This window comes from Streptomyces sp. HUAS ZL42 (assembly GCF_040782645.1).
GTDB lineage: Bacteria > Actinomycetota > Actinomycetes > Streptomycetales > Streptomycetaceae > Streptomyces.
The window spans coordinates 6,787,228-6,804,598 of the sequence record NZ_CP160403.1; the positions used below are offsets into that span (position 1 = coordinate 6,787,228).

Below are 17,371 nucleotides of genomic sequence, written 5' to 3' on the forward strand. Positions count from 1 at the left end.
TCTCTTGAGGGCGGCCACGGCCGCCCGTGAGGACAGGGACGAAGAACACGAGGGGGTTTTGTGGGCCCCCGACAAAAGCCTAGGGCTGAAGATCTCCATCCACCAGACGCCCCAGGATCAGCGCGATCCGCAACGTGAACGCGGAGCGTACATCAGAGGGCGACCAACCGGTGACGTCAGTCACACGTCGAAGCCGGTAGCGCACGGTGTTCGGGTGAACGAAGAGCATCCGAGCGGCCCCTTCGAGACTGCTCGCCTGTTCGAGATAGACGGAGAGCGTCTCCAGAAGTGCCGACCCCGCTTCCTCCAGCGGTCTGTAGATCTCCTCCACCAACTGCTCACGCGCGCTCGGATCACCCGCGATCGCGCGCTCCGGAAGCAGATCGTCCGCAAGCACCGGGCGAGGGGCGTCCTGCCAGGCAGAACACGCTTTGAGCCCGGCCGCGGCGGCCTGCGCGGACCGGGTGGCGGCCAGCAGATCGGCTACGACGGGCCCCGCGACCACCGGTCCGGCCGCGAACGGCCCGATCAGCGACTTGGCGACGGCGAGCGGATTGTCGCTGCCGCCCGCGATGACGACGAGCCGGTCCCCGAGCACCCCGGTGAGGACCTGCAGCTTGGCGTGCCGGGCAGCCCGCCGGATGGCCTCGACCGTCAACTCGCTGTCACCGTCGGGCGCGGTACCGAGGACGACGCACACATGCTCCGGCGAGTTCCACCCCAGCGCGGCGGCCCTGCTCACCGCCCCCTCGTCGGCCTCACCGCTGAGCACGGCGTTGACGACGAGCGACTCCAGCCGGGCGTCCCAGGCACCGCGTGCCTCGGCGGCCTGGGCGTACACCTGCGCGGTCGCGAAGGCGATCTCCCGGGCGTAGACGAGCAGCGCCTCGCGCAGCACACCCTCGTCACCGGGAGCCGCGACCTCGTCGATCGCGCTCTCCATGACCTCGATGGTGGTACGCACCATCTCGACCGTCTGCCGCAGGGTGATGGCCCGCGTCAGCTCGCGCGGCGCGGTCCCGAACACATCGGTGGAGATGGCCTGCGGGGCATCCGGACGCCGGAACCACTCGGTGAACGCGGCGATACCGGCCTGGGCCACGAGACCGATCCAGGAACGGTTCTCCGGGGGCATGGCCCGGTACCACGGCAGCGTCTCGTCCATGCGCGCGATGGCCTGGGCGGCGAGACTTCCGGAGGACTTCTCCAGCCGCTTCAGGGTCGCGGCGTGCGGGTGGACGCCTTGCGCTGCGGTTGCGGATTTGCTGGTTTCGGGTTCGGGCACGGGACAAGACTGCCTTATCCGGATGGCTCGGTCGCCTGCGGGGCGCTCTGTGCTTGATGGCTCGGTCGCCTGCGGGGCGCTCTCAGCCGGTGTCGAGACGGCGATCGTGCTCAGCCCTTCGGGCCTCCGCGCGTTCGCCGTCTCGACACCGGCGCGCCCCTTCGGCTCCCTCGCGGCCGGCGCGTTGGCACAGTGTTCGTCGGTGGGCCCTCGCCGTTCGTCGGTGGGCCCTCGCCGTGAGTTCACCCGTGCGGTCGAGCCGCCCGGGCGGGGCTACCGTGGTGACCGTGATGGACGTACGGCGCGCCGACGAGCGCTACCGCGGAGGGGACCCGGAGGCCGGGATCGACACCCGTCACGCCTTCTCCTTCGGCCCGCACTACGACCCCGGCAACCTCCGCTTCGGCGCGATGATCGCCTGCAACGAGGAGCGCCTCGCGCCCGGCGCCGGCTTCGACGAGCACCCGCACAGCCACACGGAGATCGTCACGTGGGTGGTCGAGGGCGAGCTGACGCACCGGGACTCGACCGGTCACGAGACGCTGGTACGTGCCGGAGACGTGCAGCGGTTGAGCTCGGCGGGCGGTGTCCGTCACGTGGAACGCAACGACGGCGCCACACCCGTGACCTTCGTCCAGATGTGGCTGGCGCCTCTGACCCCCGGCGGCGACCCGTCGTACGAGATCGTCCGCGGCATCGCCGACTCGACCCCCTACGCGGTCCCCGAGGCGGGCGCGATGTTCCACGTACGCCGCCTGAGCGCGGGCGAGCGGACGGCCGTACCGGACGCGGCGTACGTGTACGTGCACGTGGTGCGTGGTGAGGTGCGGTTGGACGGCGAGCAGTTGGGACCCGGCGACGCGGCACGCATCACGGACGCGAAGGATGCGGAGGCGGTGGGCGTGACGGGGGCGGAGCTGCTGATGTGGGAGATGGGGCCCGTTTAGCTCGCAAACCCGTCAGCGCCGGATTGCGCGGCCCGCCTGCCCACAGCAACGAACCTCAGCTCCGCACCTCCGCCAGCACCGCATCCGTGAACACCGGCCACGCCTCGACTGCCCACGGCCCGAACGCCCGATCGGTCAGCGCAACGCACGCCATGCTCGCCTCCGGGTCGACCCACAAGAACGTCCCGGACTGCCCGAAATGCCCGAATGTGCGAGGCGATGACGAAGACCCCGTCCAGTGCGGCGACTTGGCATCCCGGATCTCGAAGCCGAGCCCCCAGTCGTTCGGATTCTGGTGCCCGTACCCCGGCAACACCCCCTTGGTCCCCGGGTACTGCACCGTCATCGCCTCGGCCATCGTCCGCGGATCCAGCAACCGCGGCGCCTGTACCTCCGCCGCGAACCGCAGCAAGTCCTCGACCGTCGACACCCCGTCCTTCGCCGGCGACCCCTCGAGCGACGTCGACGTCATCCCGAGCGGCTCCAGCACCGCCTGCCGCAGATACTCGGCGAAGGGAATGTCCGCGGCCTTGGCGATGTGGTCGCCGAGCTCCTCGAACCCCGCGTTGGAGTACAGCCGCCGCTCCCCGGGCGCGCCCGTCACCCGGTGCTCGTCGAACGCCAGCCCCGAGGTGTGCGCGAGCAGATGCCGTACCGTCGACCCCGCCGGCCCGGCCGGCTCGTCGAGCTCGATCGCACCCTCCTCGTATGCGACGAGGGCGGCGTACGCGGCGAGCGGCTTGGTGACCGAGGCCAGCGGGAAGCGCTGCCCGACCGGCCCGTGGGTTCCGAGGACGGTGCCGTCGGCCCGTACGACACCCGCCGCAGCGGTGGGAACCGGCCAGTTCTCGATCGACGCGAGGCTCTGCAAGGACATGCCGATGAGCCTATGCGCTCACAGCGTCAGCCCCATCGCGGGGTCCGGCTTGCGCGCGAAGCCCAGGGACGCGTACAGGGGCTCGGCCTCCGCGGACGCCGTGAGATTGACGTACGAGGCCCCCTGCTCGCGGAACCAGTCCAGCAGCGTCTCCATGCAGGCGCGCGCATAGCCCCGGCGCCGTGCGTCCGGGTCGGTGGCGACGCTGAAGACGTAGCCGACCGATCCGTGCGGGTTGCCCGCCTTCCCGATCCGGTAGTCGACCGTCCCGGCCACCAGCGCCGCGAGTGCGCCCGGCCGCTCCGGATGGTCGACGACGAAGGCCGCGAAGCCCCCGTCGGACTCCGCGAGCCGCTCCCGCAGCGTGGGCAGGGACTGCGCATGCCACTCGGTGTCCGTGTCGGCTGACGCCATCGAATCGATCATCACCTGACGCAGACGCAGTACTTCCGGCGCGTCCTCGGGAGCGGCACGGCGTACGAGACTCATGACCCGCACGCTAACGACCCGCCCGGGTCCGCGTCCTGCCGATTTCTTACCGGTCCTGCTTGCTTCGAGTGCACTCCAAGGCCATAGCGTTGAGGCCATGACGGTGATGGAGACCACGCGTACCAGGACCGACAGCTGTGCCGCCCCGCCGCACCCGCACCGGCGCCCGGAAGGCCAGGACAGTTACACGATCAGTGAGGTCGTCGCCTTTACCGGCCTGACCGCGCACACCCTCCGCTGGTACGAGCGCATCGGCCTGATGCCGCACGTCGACCGCTCGCACACCGGCCAGCGCCGCTACAGCAACCGCGACCTCGACTGGCTCGACCTCGTCGGCAAGCTCCGGCTCACCGGTATGCCGGTCGCCGACATGGTGCGGTACGCGGAACTGGTGCGCGAGGGCGACCACACCTTCGGCGAGCGCTTCGAACTCCTCGAGGCGACCCGCCGTGACGTGCTGTCCCGGATCGCCGAACTCCAGGACACACTCGCGGTCCTGGACCGCAAGATCAGCTTCTACTCGGACGCGAACCGGGCCACCGAGGTGGCACGCTAGAGCTCCGCCAGCAACTCCGCCTTCTTCACGGAGAACTCCTCGTCGGTCACCAGCCCCGCCTGATGCAGTTCCCCGAGATGACGAATCCGTTCGGCGATGTCCGCGGGATCCCGGCGCGGCGCAGCCGCAGCCGGGACCGCCGCCGACGCCCCGCGCGAGCGGACCGCCGTCAGCACGGCCGCGGCGAACGGCAGCGACTCGTGAACGGGCCCGTACCCGAGCCCGAACACCACTGCCGCCGGATCCTGGTCGGCCTGCGCAGGCTGCGTACCGCCGTTGGCATCCCTGCGCAGCAGTCGCAGATGCCCCTCGAACACCTCGGGCGAGCGCCACTCGACCCCGCTCAGGTCGGAGACGGCGAAGCTCTGGTCCCCGGCCTTCCACTTCGCCGACGACGCCCCCGTCCAGAACCACCGGAAGCGCACCGTCTTCCCGTCGAACGAGGCCTTGCCGTCGTACGCCTTGAACGACACCGGGACCTCCGGCGCGTCCACGAGGAACCGTTCCGTCGGTCCTGACTGGGACAGCTGCGCCCGCAGTTCGTCGGCGTAGTACTCGGCGAGAGTGTCCCGTTCGGCAGGCAGCACCAGCCGATACGGATCGCATCCGTCCTTGAGCTGTCCCGCCGCCGCCTCCATCAGCGGATCGGCTCCGGGGCGGGGCTCCGCGCGCAGCACCACGGTGCCGCGCTTGCCGGGGGTGAGGGTCACCCCCTCGAGAGCCGTCAGCGGAATCCTGCGTTCCCCGAGCGCCTGGAAGAGCTTGGGTGTTCGAATCCCCCGTTCGTAGCGGATGAGCACGGAGTCGGACTCGAACTCCCAGGCGGCATGAAATCCGGCCAGTACATCACCCATGCGGCTCATCGTATGCGGCACGAGCTCCTTCGTCCCCTCCCCGCGCGCACCGCAGTTCCTGCGCCTCTACGCGCGTCCCGCCGCCGAGGTGCCGGACAAACCGTCCCGGCACACGTCGTCGTTGTGCGCACACCGCACCGAGCGGTACGCGCCAACTCCGATCTCGGCGAAGTTCGACAGACTGTCCGTACCCGGCTCGAAGTAGCCGGCGTGCCCCTTCGCGTCCTGTGCCGACAGCACCCGCGCACCGAACGCGGCCGACACCGGATCCTCCCCGTGGCCGAGGCCGCCGACCTCCAGGTACGGCACGTCCTGGACCCAGTCGTCGGCGTCCCGCATCGCCCACACCCGGGCGGACGTGCCCAGGCGGGAGGCGCTCGCGACCCGCATGCCGGGGCTGCCCGCCACCGCTATGTCGACCACCCGGCGCGGCATCCCGCGCGCGGCCACCCCGCACACCACCGAGCCGTAGCTGTGGCAGAACATCGACACCGGCGCGCCGCCGGGCAGCGCGCGCAGCAGCGAGTTCAGCCGCAGGGCACCGCTCTCGGCGCGCATCGCGGTGGCCGAGTCGATGCCGAGCCCGTCGGGTGCCGTGTAGTCGGCCCAGGCGATCACCGCCGTGCGCGTGGCGGGGCTCGCCGCGCGCTCGGCGTCGTACAGGGACTGGGCCATGCCGACGGGCGCCGAGTACCTGCGGTTGGTGCGCTGGAAGGTGAGCAGGTCGGTGGCGACGCCGGGGACGACGACCGAGATCCGCTCGGCCTTGCCGAGGTCCCCGAAGACCTCGGCCGCCCGGCCGCTGCCCTCCGGGTCGAAGGCGAGGATCTGGCGGTCCTTGCTCATCATCGACTCGAAGCGGTGCATGCGGCGGCCCGCCTCCTGCTGCCCGGCCGGCGTGAGCCGCGGGTCGTGCATACGCCTGCGCTCGGTCTTGCGTGCCTGCGCGAGCGCGGTCCGGTTGGCGCGGTAGCGCAGTTCCACGGGCGCGCCGTTCATGTTGCCCACCGCGAGCGGGTAGCGGCGGGCGAGGGAGGTGCGCTCGGCGGTGCTGAGGGAGGCGAAGAACCGGGCGAGGAGGGCGGGGGCCGCGTGCGGGTCCGGCAGCCGGCGTCCGTCCATACGGCCGTGCTCCCAGTCCGTGAGCGAAGCCTGGAGAGCGGTGGACTCCCGGTGGTGGCGCAGTGCGGTCCATCCGGTGGTCGTCAGCATCACGAACACCACGGCCAGCGCGAGCAGTGCGCGCCAGGCGTTGAGTTGCGGGGAGGTGTCGAAGGAAGTCACTGGGAGGACACACTAGGAGAACGAGCGGGTCTCGCGTTAACCAAGTGACGGGGATCACGTTTCGATAACGGGGGCAATGCCCCGTGTCGTGACCTTCAGGTCGTGCGCCAGCTCCCCGTGAGCGCGGGTCCCACCTGGTCGAGGTATGCGGTCGTGAGCTCGCGGATCGCGTCGAGGCTGAAGTCCTCGCCGATGCTCCACTGCCGTTCCGTCACCCTGATCACCCCGCCGAAGACCGCCACCGCCAGGCGCGGGCGCGGGTCGGCGTCCACGTCGAGCCCTTCACGCTCGGCCAGTACGCGGGCGATCTTCTCCTCCGTCTCCACGGAGCGGCGCAGATGGGCGGCGAGCAGTGAGGGCGTCGATTCGATCACCCGGTACATGCGCAGATACAGCTCGACCGGGACGACGACTCCGACGGCCTCGCTGAGCGTGTCCCAGCCCTCGACGAGGGCGTGCCGCATCGCCTGCATCGGGGACTCGTCCCGGGGCCTCGCGCGTACCGCCTCCACATACTGCGCCTCCGTCATGTCCTGGACGGCGAAGGCGGCCTCCTCCTTGCCGGCGAAGTAGCGGAAGAACGTGCGCTGCGAGACCTCGACGGCCTCGGCGATCTCGTCGACGGTCGTCTCCTCGTAGCCCTGCGTGGTGAAGAGCTCCAGCGCGGCCCGCAGCAGAGCGTCCCGCGTGCGCTGCTTCTTGCGGGCGCGCAGCCCCGGCAGCGGGGCGACCTCCGCGCTCCCCAGCGTGTCCATGGGCCTCTCCTTAGAACTGTTCTCCCAGTTCAGACTATGGGTGAGTGACGTGACAGTTACCGACTAGTGAATTGGTTTGTCAATTGTCAGTGGCTGACACTAGCCTCGAACGCATGACTAGTCAGACCACCATCGACACGACCGGGTCGGGGGACAAGGCACCGGCCGCCCCGGCGGACGCGGCGCCGTCCGCCGGGCTGCGCGGCCACCCCTGGTTCACCCTCGTCACCGTCGCCGTAGGGGTCATGATGGTGGCCCTGGACGGCACCATCGTGGCCATCGCCAACCCGGCCATCCAGAAGGATCTCGGCGCCACCTTCGCCCAGGTCCAGTGGATCACCAACGGCTACTTCCTCGCCCTCGCGGTCTCCCTCATCACCGCAGGCAAGCTCGGCGACCGCTTCGGCCACCGCCAGACCTTCCTCATCGGCGTCGTCGGCTTCGCCGCCGCCTCGGGCGCGATCGGACTGTCCGACAGCATCGCGCTGGTCGTCACCTTCCGTGTGTTCCAGGGACTCTTCGGCGCCCTGCTGATGCCGGCCGCACTGGGTCTGCTGCGCGCCACCTTCCCGGCCGAGAAGCTCAACATGGCCATCGGCATCTGGGGCATGGTCATCGGTGCCTCCACCGCGGGCGGCCCGATCCTCGGCGGCGTCCTCGTCGAGCACGTCAACTGGCAGTCGGTGTTCTTCATCAACGTGCCGGTCGGCGTCGTCGCCCTCGTCCTCGGCGTGCTGATCCTGCGCGACCACCGCGCCGCCCTCGGGCGGAGCCCGAAAGATGGGCACAGCGCCCCGCGCTCCTTCGACCTCCTCGGCATCGCCCTCCTCTCGGCCGCGATGTTCTGCCTGGTCTGGGCCCTGATCAAGGCGCCGACCTGGGGCTGGGGCGACGGCAAGACCTGGACCTTCATAGCCGCGTCCGTCCTGGGCTTCGGCCTCTTCTCCTTCTGGGAGACGAAGGTCAGGGAACCCCTCATCCCCCTGGCGCTGTTCCGCTCGGTCCCGCTGTCGGCGGGTGTCGTCCTGATGGTCCTCATGGCCATCGCCTTCATGGGCGGCCTCTTCTTCGTGACGTTCTATCTCCAGAACGTCCACGGCATGAGCCCGATCGACGCCGGTCTGCACCTGCTCCCGCTCACCGGGATGATGATCGTCGGCTCCCCGCTCGCGGGCGTGCTGATCACCAAGCTGGGCCCGCGCATCCCGCTGGCCGGCGGCATGGCGGCCACCGCGATCGCCATGTACGGCATGTCCACCTTGGAGACGGACACGGGCAGCGCGGTCATGTCGCTCTGGTTCGCCCTGCTGGGCCTCGGCCTCGCCCCGGTGATGGTCGGCGCCACGGAGGTCATCGTCGGCAACGCCCCGATGGAGCTCTCCGGTGTCGCGGGCGGCCTCCAGCAGGCGGCCATGCAGATCGGCGGCAGCCTCGGTACGGCCGTGCTGGGCGCCGTGATGGCCTCCAAGGTCGACGGCGATCTGCCCGGCAACTGGCAGGACGCGGGCCTGCCGCAACTCACCCCGGCCCAGCTGGACCAGGCCTCCGAGGCGGTCCAGGTCGGCGTGCCCCCGGTCGCGCCCGGCACACCGGCCGAGGTCACCGCGAAGATCACCGACGTCGCCCACGACACGTTCATCTCCGGCATGAGTCTGGCGTCCCTGGTGGCAGCGGGCGTGGCGGTGGTGGCGGTCCTGGTCGCCCTGCTGACGAAGCGCGGCGAGAACGCGGAGGCGGGCGCGGGAGCGGCACACATCTGACGGGATTTCAAACGGAGTTCCCCTATCAGGGTGACAACGCCGAAGATCCCTCCCCTCCGGTACGCGCCGCAGGTCACATTGGGTCAAGCCCTCCGTACGGCATGCTCCTTGGGCAAGTCCGTACGGCGAGGAGGGCGGGCCGGGCCGCGGCGCGCTGCCGGAGGGGGACAGCGCGCCGACGCCCCGGAAACGGGGAGGAATAGGCGCCGCACGGTGGGTACCCGCCCCACCGAACCCCGACTCAGGGAGTTGAAGATGGCGGGCTTCGGACACGGAACGCGCAGGTACCCCCGCTCACGTGGCCGGACGTGGTCACGGACCGGGCCGGATCGCGCGACGCTGGGCATCATCGGCACCATCTGCGCGGTCGCAGGATTCTTCGTCCTGGGCATCATCCTGGGCCCGGTGGCGATCGTCTGCGGCTGGCTCGCCATGGGCCGCACATGGTCGGGCTCCCGCCCGATCCCAGCGCTGATCGCCTTCGTTCTGGGCGCCATCGACACGCTCCTGGCCATCATCTGGTTGGCGGGAGCGGCGACCCCGGGCAACGGAATGTTCTGACCCGGGTCGAGTGAGGGAAAGCCGCTGCGCCTCAGCCTGCGCAGCCACGCAGCTGCCGTTGCTGCCGTAGCTGCGTGCAGTCGTGCCGCCGGGGCGGCACGGGCGGGCGCGGCGGCACCCGTCGTCGCCGGTTGCGGACCCACCTCGCGCCGGCGGCAGAGCCGGGTGCCTGTGCATCCGGCCGAACGAGCCGCAGGCCACCGCACCCCGGCGGCGTCGGGTTGTGCGACCCACCTCGCGCCGGCCGCAGCACCGGGTGCCGCCGCAGGCCACCGCATCCCGCAAGCGTCGGGTTGCGCGACGCACCCCGCGTCGGCCGTGGCGCCGGGTGCCTGTTCGTCGCCGCTCGCGCCGGCCCCGGCGCACGGTCAGGTGCTGGGCGACCGCTCCTGCAGTGCCGCCACTTCCGCCCGCAGCGCCCGCACCTCCTCCGTCAACGCCAGAATCGCCTCCGTCTGCGCCCGCTCCTCCACGTCGTCCTTCTCGAACCGCTCGATGAACCACGCGGCGATGTTCGCGGTCACCACACCCAGCAGGGCGATCCCGGACAGCATCAGCCCCACCGCGATCATCCGCCCCAGCCCGGTCGTGGGCGCATGGTCCCCGTACCCCACGGTCGTCATCGTCGTGAACGACCACCACACCGCATCACCCAGCGTCCGGATGTTCCCGTCCGGCGACTCCCGCTCCACCGACAGCACGGCCAGCGACCCGAACATCAGCAAGCCGACGACCGCGCCGGCGACGTACGTCGTCACCTGGATCTGCGAGGCCATCCGCGCCCGCCGCCCCACCAGCAGCAGCGTCGAGACGAGCCGCAGCAACCGCAGCGGCTGCAACAGCGGCAACACGACCGCGCACAGGTCCAGCCAGTGCGTGCGGACGAACTCGCGCCGGTCCGGAGCGAGTACCAGCCGCACCAGATAGTCGACGGCGAACGCCCCCCACACCACCCACTCGATCATCGTGCACACGACCGTCAGCGACCGCCCGGCCGACGTGTCCACGATCGGTACCGCATAAGCCACGGCGAACACCACGGCCAGGGCCAGCAGAGGTCGCTGAGTCCGCTGTTCCCACCGTGCCTGGGCCGTTTGTTCGCGCATGTGCGCATCGTAAAGAAGACGTAAGGGTGGTGGAGCCACAAGGCCCCACCACCCTTCTCGTTCAAGCCGAGCGATGGGGGTCCCCCCGCTCGAGCGAAGTCGAGAGTGGGGGAGCTACGCGTCGCCGCCCGCCGCCCCCGGGTCGGCCGCCGCCACGTCCAGCAGCTGGTACCGGTCGATCGCCTGCTTCAGCGCCGACCGGTCCACCTTCCCTTCCTTCGCGAGCTCGGTCAGCACCGCCACGACCACCGACTGCGCGTCGATGTGGAAGAAGCGGCGGGCGGCCCCACGGGTGTCCGCGAAGCCGAAGCCGTCCGCACCCAGCGACTGGTACGTCCCCGGCACCCACCGGGCGATCTGGTCCGGAACCGACCGCATCCAGTCCGAGACGGCCACGAACGGCCCCTCGGCACCGGTCAGCTTCCGCGTCACATACGGCACCCGCTGCTCCTCCTCAGGGTGCAGCAGATTGTGCCGCTCGACCTCGACCGCCTCGCGCCGCAGCTCGTTCCAGGAGGTCGCCGACCAGACGTCCGCGCGTACGTTCCACTCCTCGGCGAGGATCTTCTGCGCCTCGATCGCCCAGGGAACCGCGACACCCGACGCGATGATCTGCGCCGGGATCGAGCCCGATGACCCCTCGCTGAAGCGGTAGATGCCCTTGAGGATGCCCTCGGCGTCCACGTTCTCCGGCTCGGCCGGGTGCTGGATGGGCTCGTTGTAGACGGTGAGGTAGTAGAAGACGTCCTCGCCGTGCGGGTGCTCCGCGTCCGAGCCGTACATCCTGCGCAGACCGTCCTGCACGATGTGCGCGATCTCGAACGAGAACGCCGGGTCGTACGCCACACAGCCCGGGTTCGTCGACGCGAGCAGCTGCGAGTGGCCGTCCGCGTGCTGCAGACCCTCACCGGTCAGCGTCGTACGGCCGGCGGTGGCACCGAGGACGAAGCCGCGCGCCAGCTGGTCGGACATCTGCCAGAACTGGTCGCCGGTGCGCTGGAAGCCGAACATCGAGTAGAAGACGTACACCGGGATGAGCGGCTCGCCGTGCGTGGCGTACGCCGAGCCCGCCGCGATCAGCGAGGCCGTACAACCGGCCTCCGAGATGCCGTCGTGCAGCATCTGACCCGTCGGCGACTCCTTGTAAGCCAGCAGCAGGTCCCGGTCCACGGCCTCGTACTGCTGCCCCAGCGGGTTGTAGATCTTCGCACTCGGGAAGAAGGAGTCCATTCCGAACGTGCGGTACTCGTCCGGTGCGATCAGCACGAAGCGCTTGCCGAGCTCATTGTCCCGCATGAGGTCCTTGAGCAGACGTACGAAGGCCATGGTCGTCGCGATCGACTGCTGACCCGAGCCCTTCTTCACGGTTGCGTACGTCTTGTCGTCCGGCAGCGCCAGTGGCTTCGACCGTACGACGCGCGTCGGGACGTACCCGCCGAGCCCCTTGCGCCGGTCGTGCATGTACTGGAGCTCCTCCGAGTCCCGGCCCGGGTGGTAGTACGGCGGCGCGCCGGACTCCAGCTCCTTGTCGGAGATCGGCAGGTGCAGGCGGTCGCGGAAGCGCTTGAGATCGTCGACCGTCAGCTTCTTCATCTGGTGCGTGGCGTTGCGGCCCTCGAAGTTCGGACCCAGCGTCCAGCCCTTGATCGTCTTGGCGAGGATCACCGTCGGCTGGCCCTGGTGCTCCTTGGCCGCCTTGTACGCCGCATAGATCTTGCGGTGGTCGTGACCGCCGCGGCCCAGGTGCAGGATCTGGTCGTCGGTCATGCCCTCGACCATGGCGCGCAGCCGGTGGTCGTCGCCGAAGAAGTGGTCGCGGATGTACGCGCCCGACTCGGTGGCGTAGGTCTGGAACTGGCCGTCCGGCGTGGTGTTCATCTTGTTGACGAGGATGCCGTCGCGGTCCTGGGCGAGCAGCGGGTCCCAGGTGCGGTCCCAGATCAGCTTGATGACGTTCCAGCCGGCGCCCCGGAAGACCGACTCCAGCTCCTGGATGACCTTGCCGTTGCCGCGCACCGGGCCGTCCAGGCGCTGCAGGTTGCAGTTGACGACGAAGGTCAGGTTGTCCAGGCCCTCGCGTGCGGCGATGGTCAGCTGGCCGAGCGACTCGGGCTCGTCCATCTCGCCGTCGCCGAGGAACGCCCACACGTGCGACTTCGAGGTGTCCGCGATCCCGCGCGCGTGCAGGTAGCGGTTCATCCGCGCCTGGTAGATCGCGCCGATCGGGCCGAGGCCCATCGACACGGTCGGGAACTCCCAGAACTCCGGCATCAGCCGCGGGTGCGGGTACGAGGACAGCCCGAACGGCGCCTTGGACTTCTCCTGGCGGAACGCGTCCAGGTTCTGCTCGCTCAGACGGTCCAGCAGGTAGGCGCGCGCGTAGATGCCGGGGGAGGCGTGCCCCTGGAAGAAGACCTGGTCGCCGCCGTCGCCCTCGTCCTTGCCGCGGAAGAAGTGGTTGAAGCCCACGTCGTACAGGGACGCGGAGGAGGCGAAGGTGGCGATGTGGCCGCCGACCCCGATGCCCGGCCGCTGGGCGCGCGATACCATCACGGCCGCGTTCCAGCGGGTCGCGTTGAGGATCCTGCGCTCGATCTCCTCGTTGCCGGGGAAGAACGGCTCGCTCTTGGTGGGGATGGTGTTGACGTAGTCCGTGCTGCGCATCTCGGGCACGGCCACGCGCTTCTCGCGGGCGCGCTCGATCAGGCGCAGCATCAGATAGCGGGCCCGCTCCCGGCCGCGCTCGTCGATGGCGGCGTCGAGCGAGTCGAGCCACTCCTGCGTCTCTTCGGGATCGAAGTCAGGAACCTGACTCGGAAGGCCGCCAATGATGATCGGGTTGCGATCGGATCCGGAAGCCACGCTGTTCCTTACCTGTCAGAGGGGCTGTTTTCGTTGGGGTCTCGGTACGCCTGCACCGCTCCCCATCGTGTACCTCGGGGCGGCAAACGTCATCTCTACTGTGGGGTAACCAGGATCTGGGTCGGCTCCCCGGGTTTCCCCCTGGTTCCCAAACACGCAAACCGGGCAGAAAGGTGTGGTGTGGGTCACGCGTCCCCGGGAGCCGGTGCCGTAAGTTGCGGCGACACGGCCGGGATCGTCACCGTTTCGGCGGTCTGAACCGCCGGGTACTTGCGCGATCCGTCCCGCCCGTGTGGACTACGGCCAATGCTTCGCGCACGCGCGTGGCTGAGTTATTCCCAAAACATGATCAGGAGGCAACCCGTGAGCGCGACCGCGGACCACGCGGAGGAGCGGACGAACCCTGCCGTCAGGCTGGGGTTCCAGCCCGAGCAGGTGGTCCAGGAGATCGGCTACGACGACGACGTCGACCAGGAGCTCCGCGAGGCCATCGAGGAAGTCATCGGCAGCGACCTGGTGGACGAGGAGTACGACGACGTGGCCGACGCCGTGGTGCTGTGGTTCCGCGACGAGGACGGCGACCTGACGGATGTGCTGGTGGACGCCACCACGTACATCGAGGAGGGCGGCGCGATCCTGCTCCTCACGCCGAAGACCGGCCGTGACGGATACGTGGAGCCGAGCGACATCTCGGAAGCCGCTACGACTGCGGGGCTGTCGGCCTCCAAGAGCGTCAGCGTGGCAAAGGACTGGATCGGCAGCCGGCTGCTGACCCCGAAGGCCGCGAAGACGAAGAAGTAGCCCCGGCCTCACTGTCCGGACGGGCTGACTTCGTCAGCCCGTCCGTGGGCCCGTCGTGATCGCTGCGTAGGGTGGCACAGGAGCGTTCTCACCGCTCTCACCCCAACAGCCCACCGAAAGGGAAGCACGACGATGGCGATCCAGGTCGGCGACAAGGCCCCCGACTTCGAGCTCAAGGACAACCACGGCGCGACCGTGAAGCTCTCCGACTTCCGCGGTGAGAAGAACGTGGTACTGCTCTTCTACCCGTTCGCCTTCACCGGCGTGTGCACCGGCGAGCTGTGCGAGGTCCGCGACAACCTGCCGAAGTTCTCGGACCGCGACACCCAGGTGCTCGCCGTCTCCAACGACTCCATCCACACCCTGCGTGTCTTCGCCGAGCAGGAGGGCCTGGAGTACCCGCTGCTGAGCGACTTCTGGCCGCACGGCGAGGTCTCGCGCGCGTACGGCGTCTTCGCCGAGGACAAGGGCTGCGCGGTGCGCGGCACCTTCGTCATCGACAAGGAGGGCGTCGTGCGGTGGACCGTCGTCAACGCGCTGCCGGACGCCCGTGACCTGAACGAGTACGTCAAGGCGCTCGACACCCTCTGATTGTTCGGTCGCAGGGCCTGCGACGGTCGGGAACCCGTCACTAGGATCGACTCGTTGATCCGATATCAAACGCATGGCGGGGCTCCCCGCCCCTGGACACCAATGGAGGACTCGTGGGAGTCAGCCTCAGCAAGGGCGGCAACGTATCGCTGACCAAGGAGGCCCCTGGCCTGACCGCGGTCATCGTCGGTCTGGGGTGGGACGTCCGCACCACGACCGGCACCGACTTCGACCTTGACGCGAGCGCACTGCTGCTGAACAACTCGGGAAAGGTCGGCAGCGACCAGAACTTCGTCTTCTTCAACAACCTCAAGAGCCCGGACGGCTCGGTGGAGCACACCGGTGACAACCTCACCGGTGAGGGCGAGGGCGACGACGAGCAGATCAAGGTCAACCTCGCTGGCGTCCCGGCCGACATCGAGAAGATCGTCTTCCCGGTGTCGATCTACGACGCCGAGAACCGCCAGCAGTCCTTCGGCCAGGTGCGCAACGCGTTCATCCGCGTCGTCAACCAGGCCGGCGGAACGGAAATCGCTCGGTACGACCTGAGCGAGGACGCGTCCACCGAGACCGCGATGGTCTTCGGCGAGCTGTACCGGCACGGCGCGGAGTGGAAGTTCCGGGCCATCGGCCAGGGGTACGCCTCGGGTCTGCGCGGTATCGCGCAGGACTTCGGCGTCAACGTCTGAGCCGGCCGGCCGACGGGCTCACCGTCCGGCGCCGCACCGTTTACGTGCGGCGCCGGACGCGCAGGACAACCAAAAAGGCATCACCCGGGGAGGGACCAGCATCATGGGCGTCACGCTCGCCAAGGGGGGCAATGTCTCCCTGTCCAAGGCCGCACCGAACCTCACTCAGGTGATGATCGGGCTCGGCTGGGACGCGCGCTCCACCACCGGAGCCCCCTTCGACCTGGACGCCAGCGCGCTGCTGTGCAACAGCGGGCGGGTGCTGGGGGACGAGTGGTTCGTCTTCTACAACCAGCTCAAGAGCCCGGACGGCTCGGTGGAGCACACAGGCGACAACCTCACCGGTGAGGGCGACGGCGACGACGAGTCGATTCTGGTCGACCTGTCCAAGGTGCCGGCCCACTGCGACAAGATCGTCTTCCCGGTCTCCATCCACATGGCCGACGAACGGGGCCAGACCTTCGGTCAGGTCAGCAACGCGTTCATCCGGGTGGTCAACCAGGCCGACGGCCAGGAGCTGGCGCGCTACGACCTCAGCGAGGACGCCTCCACCGAAACCGCGATGATTTTCGGCGAGGTCTACCGGTACCAGGGCGAATGGAAGTTCCGGGCGGTGGGACAGGGGTACGCGTCGGGGCTGCGGGGCATCGCTCTAGACTTTGGGGTCAACGTTTCGTAAAGCCGAGTACGGCGCGGGGGAGACCCTCCCCCAGACTTCGTCTGGGAGGCGCCCCCAACACACGATTGGGTAGCCAGTGCTTCTGAAAACCTTCGGCTGGTCGTTCGCGATTACCGCGCTCGGCTTGGTCGCTGCGGTCTTCTACGGGGGGTGGGAAGCCTTCGGCATCGTGGCGATCCTCTCCATCCTCGAGATCTCGCTGTCGTTCGACAACGCGGTGGTCAACGCCGGAATCCTGAAGAAGATGAATGCCTTCTGGCAGAAGATCTTCCTCACCATCGGCGTGCTCATCGCGGTCTTCGGCATGCGGCTGGTCTTCCCCGTCGTGATCGTCGCCGTCAGCGCCAAGATGGGCCCCATCGAGGCCGTCGACCTCGCGCTCAACAACAAGGACCGCTACCAGGAACTCGTGACCGACGCCCACCCGTCGATCGCCGCGTTCGGTGGCATGTTCCTGCTGATGATCTTCCTCGACTTCATCTTCGAGGACCGGGACATCCAGTGGCTGCGCTGGATCGAGCGCCCGCTGGCCAAGCTGGGCAAGGTCGACATGCTGTCGGTCTGCATCGCCCTCGTCGTCCTGCTGATCACCTCCTTCACCTTCGCGACCCACGCCCACCAGCACGGCGGCGCGCACGTCGACAAGGCGCAGACGGTCCTGATCTCCGGAATCGCGGGCCTGATCACCTACATGGTCGTCGGCGGACTCTCCGGCTACTTCGAGGACAAACTCGAGGAAGAGGAGGAGCGCGAGCACGAGGCGGAGGAGGCAGCCGCCCGCTCCGGAAAGCCACGCTCGGCGATCCTCCTGGCCGGCAAGGCCGCCTTCTTCATGTTCCTCTACCTCGAGGTCCTCGACGCGTCCTTCTCCTTCGACGGCGTGATCGGCGCCTTCGCCATCACCAACGACATCGTGCTGATGGCGCTGGGTCTGGGCATCGGCGCGATGTACGTCCGGTCGCTGACCGTGTACCTCGTGCGCCAGGGCACCCTCGACGACTACGTCTACCTGGAGCACGGCGCCCACTACGCGATCGGTGCGCTGGCCGTGATCCTGATGGTCACCATCCAGTACGAGATCAACGAGGTGATCACCGGCCTCGTCGGCGTCGTGCTGATCGCCTGGTCCTTCTGGTCCTCCGTGCGCCGCAACCGCGCGCTGGCAGCGGCAGAGGGAAAAGCTGAGGACTCGGACGAAAAGGCTGAAGTCTCGTCCGGGGTGTGATCACCTTCTGAGTGAGGAACGCTCTGTGCGGGGCGGCCGTCGAGGACGTG

Annotated in this window: 17 protein-coding genes; 9 read left to right on the top strand and 8 right to left on the bottom strand. The window is 69.0% G+C overall.

The features are described 5' to 3' along the window. Positions 1 to 79: 79 nt before the first annotated feature. Complete coding sequence (fasR, locus tag ABZO29_RS30925; protein ID WP_367323454.1) at positions 80 to 1,285, bottom strand: fatty acid biosynthesis transcriptional regulator FasR; 1,206 nt, start codon at positions 1,283 to 1,285, stop codon at positions 80 to 82. A 290-nt stretch (positions 1,286 to 1,575) separates the two neighbouring features. Between fasR and ABZO29_RS30930 the strand changes: the two genes are divergently transcribed. Further along, the gene (locus tag ABZO29_RS30930) at positions 1,576 to 2,232 is read left to right on the top strand and encodes a pirin family protein (protein WP_367326296.1); all 657 of its coding nucleotides are present in this window, start codon (positions 1,576 to 1,578) and stop codon (positions 2,230 to 2,232) included. A gap of 55 nt (positions 2,233 to 2,287) precedes the next feature. Here ABZO29_RS30930 and ABZO29_RS30935 read toward each other — a convergent pair whose 3' ends face one another. Together ABZO29_RS30935 and ABZO29_RS30940 are read right to left on the bottom strand one after the other, a co-directional pair. Continuing rightward, on the bottom strand, positions 2,288 to 3,109 hold the full coding sequence (locus ABZO29_RS30935) for a serine hydrolase domain-containing protein (RefSeq protein ID WP_367323455.1): 822 nt from the start codon (positions 3,107 to 3,109) through the stop codon (positions 2,288 to 2,290). Between the two features lie 18 nt (positions 3,110 to 3,127). Then, the gene (locus tag ABZO29_RS30940) at positions 3,128 to 3,598 is read right to left on the bottom strand and encodes a GNAT family N-acetyltransferase (RefSeq protein ID WP_367323456.1); all 471 of its coding nucleotides are present in this window, start codon (positions 3,596 to 3,598) and stop codon (positions 3,128 to 3,130) included. Positions 3,599 to 3,695: 97 nt separating this feature from the next. Between ABZO29_RS30940 and ABZO29_RS30945 the strand changes: the two genes are divergently transcribed. Then, positions 3,696 to 4,154 carry a MerR family transcriptional regulator gene (locus tag ABZO29_RS30945; protein ID WP_367323457.1) on the top strand — a complete coding sequence of 153 codons (459 nt, stop codon included), beginning with the start codon at positions 3,696 to 3,698 and terminating at the stop codon, positions 4,152 to 4,154. On the opposite strand, the gene ABZO29_RS30950 is transcribed toward ABZO29_RS30945, so the two are convergent. The 3 genes from ABZO29_RS30950 to ABZO29_RS30960 all read right to left on the bottom strand — a co-directional run bounded on the left by ABZO29_RS30950 (position 4,151) and on the right by ABZO29_RS30960 (position 7,047). Continuing rightward, a complete protein-coding gene (locus ABZO29_RS30950) occupies positions 4,151 to 5,017 on the bottom strand; it encodes a DUF4429 domain-containing protein (protein WP_367326297.1) in 867 nt (288 codons plus the stop codon). The genes ABZO29_RS30945 and ABZO29_RS30950 overlap by 4 nt on opposite strands. A gap of 57 nt (positions 5,018 to 5,074) precedes the next feature. Continuing rightward, positions 5,075 to 6,292 carry an alpha/beta hydrolase gene (locus ABZO29_RS30955; protein ID WP_367323458.1) on the bottom strand — a complete coding sequence of 406 codons (1,218 nt, stop codon included), beginning with the start codon at positions 6,290 to 6,292 and terminating at the stop codon, positions 5,075 to 5,077. A 95-nt stretch (positions 6,293 to 6,387) separates the two neighbouring features. Continuing rightward, the gene (locus ABZO29_RS30960; protein WP_367323459.1) at positions 6,388 to 7,047 is read right to left on the bottom strand and encodes a TetR family transcriptional regulator; all 660 of its coding nucleotides are present in this window, start codon (positions 7,045 to 7,047) and stop codon (positions 6,388 to 6,390) included. A 113-nt stretch (positions 7,048 to 7,160) separates the two neighbouring features. Between ABZO29_RS30960 and ABZO29_RS30965 the strand changes: the two genes are divergently transcribed. Then, entirely contained in the window at positions 7,161 to 8,807 is a 1,647-nt protein-coding gene (locus ABZO29_RS30965) for an MFS transporter (RefSeq protein ID WP_367323460.1), read from the top strand. A 255-nt stretch (positions 8,808 to 9,062) separates the two neighbouring features. Next, the gene (locus ABZO29_RS30970; protein ID WP_367323461.1) at positions 9,063 to 9,368 is read left to right on the top strand and encodes a small hydrophobic protein; all 306 of its coding nucleotides are present in this window, start codon (positions 9,063 to 9,065) and stop codon (positions 9,366 to 9,368) included. Between the two features lie 368 nt (positions 9,369 to 9,736). Here the strand turns inward: ABZO29_RS30970 and ABZO29_RS30975 are convergent, their stop codons facing one another. Further along, positions 9,737 to 10,474 carry a potassium channel family protein gene (locus ABZO29_RS30975; RefSeq protein WP_367323462.1) on the bottom strand — a complete coding sequence of 246 codons (738 nt, stop codon included), beginning with the start codon at positions 10,472 to 10,474 and terminating at the stop codon, positions 9,737 to 9,739. Between the two features lie 114 nt (positions 10,475 to 10,588). Further along, positions 10,589 to 13,336 carry a pyruvate dehydrogenase (acetyl-transferring), homodimeric type gene (gene aceE / locus ABZO29_RS30980; protein ID WP_367323463.1) on the bottom strand — a complete coding sequence of 916 codons (2,748 nt, stop codon included), beginning with the start codon at positions 13,334 to 13,336 and terminating at the stop codon, positions 10,589 to 10,591. Between the two features lie 363 nt (positions 13,337 to 13,699). On the opposite strand from aceE, the gene ABZO29_RS30985 reads away from it, so the two are divergent. The 5 genes from ABZO29_RS30985 to ABZO29_RS31005 all read left to right on the top strand — a co-directional run bounded on the left by ABZO29_RS30985 (position 13,700) and on the right by ABZO29_RS31005 (position 17,321). Further along, the gene (locus tag ABZO29_RS30985; RefSeq protein ID WP_367323464.1) at positions 13,700 to 14,137 is read left to right on the top strand and encodes a DUF3052 domain-containing protein; all 438 of its coding nucleotides are present in this window, start codon (positions 13,700 to 13,702) and stop codon (positions 14,135 to 14,137) included. 132 nt (positions 14,138 to 14,269) lie between these two features. Next, positions 14,270 to 14,728, top strand: coding sequence for a peroxiredoxin (locus tag ABZO29_RS30990; RefSeq protein WP_367323465.1), 459 nt, complete (start codon positions 14,270 to 14,272; stop codon positions 14,726 to 14,728). Between the two features lie 113 nt (positions 14,729 to 14,841). Beyond that, the gene (locus tag ABZO29_RS30995; RefSeq protein WP_367323466.1) at positions 14,842 to 15,417 is read left to right on the top strand and encodes a TerD family protein; all 576 of its coding nucleotides are present in this window, start codon (positions 14,842 to 14,844) and stop codon (positions 15,415 to 15,417) included. A 103-nt stretch (positions 15,418 to 15,520) separates the two neighbouring features. Continuing rightward, positions 15,521 to 16,096 (top strand): TerD family protein, encoded by a 576-nt coding sequence (locus ABZO29_RS31000; protein ID WP_367323467.1) that lies wholly within the window; start codon positions 15,521 to 15,523, stop codon positions 16,094 to 16,096. A 76-nt stretch (positions 16,097 to 16,172) separates the two neighbouring features. Further along, positions 16,173 to 17,321, top strand: a complete 1,149-nt coding sequence (locus tag ABZO29_RS31005; RefSeq protein WP_367323468.1) for a DUF475 domain-containing protein — start codon at positions 16,173 to 16,175, stop codon at positions 17,319 to 17,321. The last annotated feature ends 50 nt before the right edge of the window (positions 17,322 to 17,371 follow it).